General features: G+C 59.9%; 5 protein-coding genes. 4 read left to right on the top strand and 1 reads right to left on the bottom strand.

The features are described 5' to 3' along the window. The 4 genes from ACN4F8_RS21280 to ACN4F8_RS21265 all read left to right on the top strand — a co-directional run. Positions 1-686, top strand: a 686-nt coding sequence (locus ACN4F8_RS21280) for an efflux RND transporter permease subunit (RefSeq protein ID WP_419475408.1), incomplete at its 5' end; no start/stop codon positions are given. Continuing rightward, positions 683-1,435 carry a patatin-like phospholipase family protein gene (locus tag ACN4F8_RS21275; RefSeq protein ID WP_419475407.1) on the top strand — a complete coding sequence of 251 codons (753 nt, stop codon included), beginning with the start codon at positions 683-685 and terminating at the stop codon, positions 1,433-1,435. The genes ACN4F8_RS21280 and ACN4F8_RS21275, both read left to right, overlap by 4 nt. 263 nt (positions 1,436-1,698) lie before the next feature. Then, positions 1,699-2,631, top strand: coding sequence for a hypothetical protein (locus ACN4F8_RS21270; RefSeq protein ID WP_419475406.1), 933 nt, complete (start codon positions 1,699-1,701; stop codon positions 2,629-2,631). Positions 2,632-2,796: 165 nt separating this feature from the next. Further along, entirely contained in the window at positions 2,797-3,234 is a 438-nt protein-coding gene (locus ACN4F8_RS21265) for a hypothetical protein (RefSeq protein ID WP_419475405.1), read from the top strand. Positions 3,235-3,410: 176 nt separating this feature from the next. Here the strand turns inward: ACN4F8_RS21265 and ACN4F8_RS21260 are convergent, their stop codons facing one another. Further along, positions 3,411-3,791, bottom strand: coding sequence for a hypothetical protein (locus ACN4F8_RS21260; protein ID WP_419475404.1), 381 nt, complete (start codon positions 3,789-3,791; stop codon positions 3,411-3,413). Positions 3,792-3,924 lie beyond the last annotated feature (133 nt).

Genomic DNA, 3,924 nt, shown 5'->3' with positions numbered 1-3,924 from the left:
GGCGCAACCGCGATCTGGCATTGACCGTGCGCAGCGACGTGGTCGACGGCGTGCAGGGGCCGTATGCCACGCAGAAGATCTGGCCCTCGCTGCAGCCCGTGCTGGACACGCTGCCGCCGGGCTACCGCATCGAACAGGGCGGGGCGATCGAAGAAAGCGACAAGAGCAACCGGGCCTTGTTCGCGGTGTTCCCGCTCATGTTTGCGGTGATGCTGTTCATTCTGATGGTGCAGCTGCAGAGCTTCTCGCGCATGTTCCTCGTGTTTCTCACCGCGCCGCTGGGCCTCATTGGCGTGGTACCGGCATTGCTGGTGTTCAACGTCCCGTTCGGCTTCGTGGCGTTGCTGGGCGTCATCGCGTTGGGCGGCATGATCATGCGCAACGCGGTCATCCTGGTCGACCAGATCGATCACGACGTCGCTGCGGGGGCACCCTTGCTGGACGCCGTCGTGGACGCCACCATCCGCCGCTCGCGTCCGGTGGTGCTCACCGCCGCCGCCGCGGTGCTGGCCATGGTGCCTTTGTCCACCAGCGTGTTCTGGGGTCCGATGGCTGTTGCCATCATGGGTGGCCTGATCGGCGCTACCGCACTCACGCTCGCCTTTGTGCCAGCACTCTACGTGTCCTGGATCGGCGGGTCGCTCAGGCGACCCGCCGCATCGTCGTCTGTCATGGAGGCCGCATGAAAAGCACCAACGAACCCCATCGAACCATGCGCCGGCGCTCCGTGCTCGCGCTGAGCGCATGGCCGCTGCTCGGCCTGGGCGGTTGTGCCGCGTTCGACTACCGTTCGACCGACGCTCCACAGGCGCTGTCCACGGTGCCCCGCCTGGACCCGCCGCCCCGGCTGGCACTGGTGCTGGGCAGCGGCGGGCCGCGAGGCTACGCACACATTGGCGTGCTGCGTGTGCTGGAGGAGGCCGGTATTTCGCCCGACCTGGTGGGGGGCAGCAGCGTGGGCGCCGTGCTCGGCGCGTTCTGGGCCAGTGGCCTGTCTGCGGCACGAATCGATGAGCTGTCGCTGCAGGGCGGACCGCTCACGATCTTCGACCCTTCGCCTTTTGCCGATCGCGGCAGGGTGCACGGTCAGAAGCTGCAGGACTATGTGAACCGGGGCATCGGTCAGCAGCCGCTTGAGCACCTGCCACGCCGCCTGGTGATGGTGGCCACCGAACGCGATACAAAAGCGCCACGCTTCTTCATGCAAGGCAATACAGGGGTGGCGGTGCGCGCGTCGAGTGCCATGCGGGGCATCATTTCTCCGGGCGGTATTGCTGGCGTGGAATACGAGGACGGTGACGAATCGTTGCCGGTCGCTGTGTCGGCAGCGCGCGCAGCTGGCGCGCGTTTCGTCATTGCGGTGGATGTCTCGCCGCGGGCGGGAGCGACACCGGCCGATGCAAGCGTGGACTATTTTTCTCGCCGCTTTGTGTGAACGGGGACTTGCGGAATCGAAGGAAGTTACTCAAGTTTTCCCCGCACAAGTCGATGCAATCGATATGACGGAATCTGCACCAGCATCATTTGAGTTTGCGCGAAATTTGTGGCGTGCGGCTTCAATGTCCGGGACAGATTTCTACAACCCAGGGGCTGGTGTTTCTTGGAAAGCCCCTGCCAAGACGGGCGCGCGCGTGCGCTCCTGTCATCAAGATCAGACCACCGTCTCATTCACCAACGAGCCTCAGGACTGACTCTTCTATGGGCCTGTACGCCATCGCCTTCCTGGTTCTCACCGTTGCGGCAGGAGGCTTTGCTGTAGCCTTTTACGCATTGCGAGCCGAGGCCGATGAGATGCGGGGGCAGCACGGAGCCTTGCTCGGCAGGTCACAGCTCCTCGAAGGGTTGCTGGATGAGGTCTGCGCGTCTTGGATGGGTATGCCCGGGTGGGAAGAGCCAGGTGCAGAGTTGCTAGCGTTGGGTCGTAACGTCGCAAACTGCCTGCCAAAACTCTTGAGCAACTCAGGTATGTTTGCAGGGCAGTACAGACTTACACGACAACGGCTCACCCAGGAAGATTTTGTGTCGGCGGGCCTTGCGCATGACTTCTCTCAGATCAACATCCTCCTGAACAGGCTCGATGAGCCATCGATTTCGCAACTCTGGGATAGCCGGAGATTGCTGGACTTGATGTCCATCTTGCGATTCATTCAAGTTCGTCTCAGCCTGAGCACTCCCAAAACGGCGAACATGTCGGCGGCTCCAAACCATGGCAACCCGCTCCTCAGCATGCTGCGCGAGGAGGTGGACGCGGTCGACATCTGCGCCGAGATACGGAACCAAGTGCAACGCCTAAACGGCGCCGATCTTGTTAAAGAAGATCCACAAGGTGACCAGGCTCTGCAGGCCATTGTTGAAGCGCTGAGTTTCAGGCGCAATGGCTTGGGTAAGCCATTTACCTTGGCAGGGCTCGTGCTGTCCTTGTCAGGAAAAGGCCTGGAGGACCTGTACAGGGAGTGCCGTCACGACGCAGAAACTGCCAATGGCAGTTGGCGAGCGCAGTTCAACGGCCTGCGAGCCTACGTCGAGTCTCTCCCGGGTTGGGATGGGCGCTTGCCATTTGCAGACATGATGGTCGCCACTCACAATTCGTATGTTGCTGACGAACTGAGTGTGCTGATGCGTGTTGCGTAGCGGTGTGAGACCTCTCGGATGACTTGCTGCAGGCCTACCAACTCGTCAAAGGGTGCACGTCAGCTGACTAGCGTGGCAACATTCAGGCGCGGTTCTCGAGGTTCGCTCGAATCTTACAGAACAATTCTTCACAGCTCAAAAGTCCGAACTGGCAAAGAATACTTTATGAACTTGAATCGAATCATTGCTGTAGTGTTGACAGCATGCCCGCTGTCATTTGGTGCCTTGGCGGATGAGGATGGGGATAACCGCAGGTACCGGTCGGGTTCGGAGTACAAGCACCAGTACAGAGATGGCAACTGTAAAGTCGAACGCAAACAAGAAAAAGACGGCGAGTTCGAGGAAAAGATTGACTGCAAAGGCGGTTACTACACGAGCGATGTGCGCTCAGAGTTCAAGGAAGAGTTCCGAGATGGGAACTGCAGGGTGAAGCGAGAGTTGCAACGGGACGGCGACTACAAGGAAGAGCGCAAGTGCAAGGGCTATCAGCGCTCTTCTGCACGTCGCCCGATTTATGTGGAATCCGAGCCGGTGTATGTCTACCCGCCTGCAGTCGTCATTGAGCCTGGTGTGACCATCCGCGGCACCGTCAACATCAGATAGCACGTGCCGGTACGGTCCAGCCCTCAACTGATGCGAGTTCTCACCGTCTTGACGCGAGGGCATAGGAGTGTTTCCTGCCCGCAGGCTGCTCGCAGTGGACTGATGAGTTCGCAAAGCATGTAACCCATGAAGAACGCCCCTTTCGGGGCATTCTTCATGGGTTGATGAAAAACCGGTCAGTTCGCCGTGCCTCGTATTTGTGAGCGGACCTGTCCATCGACAGACACCGCGCCCCTGGCTTGTGAGCCCACCGAAGCAGCACCTTCAGCCTTCGCGTCAGATACTGCTGACAGGGCAGCGCCGCTTCGGCCCTCATTTTGGTATCGAGCGTCCGATCGCCCGTTGACGCCCGTCATGGCGCGAGCTCGAACATCGCTTGAGATTCCACTGTGTGTTCCCAGTCGGACATCGGCAATGCCAGTGTTCGTGCCGACATTGGCATCGACGCCAACGCCCGTGCCAATACCCAATCCTGCGGCCTGGGCGTTGAATCCCCAAGAAAGTGCGGTGGCCATCAATACGGCGGCGGGAAACGTCATCTTCGAACGGACAGTCATGTGTGACTCCTTTGCAGTTGAACAGGGCTTCAGTCTGCAGCACAAACCCATTTACATGCATGTCTGCTGCGTAGGAGATGTAACGGGCCCCGTCTGTGGGTGGTGGTTTGAATGTGTATACAAGAAGCCTTGC

The organism is Hydrogenophaga sp., from assembly GCF_048549895.1.
GTDB lineage: Bacteria > Pseudomonadota > Gammaproteobacteria > Burkholderiales > Burkholderiaceae_C > Hydrogenophaga.
Note: the sequence above shows the minus strand (reverse complement) of the source record. Positions and strands in the feature narration are given on the sequence as shown.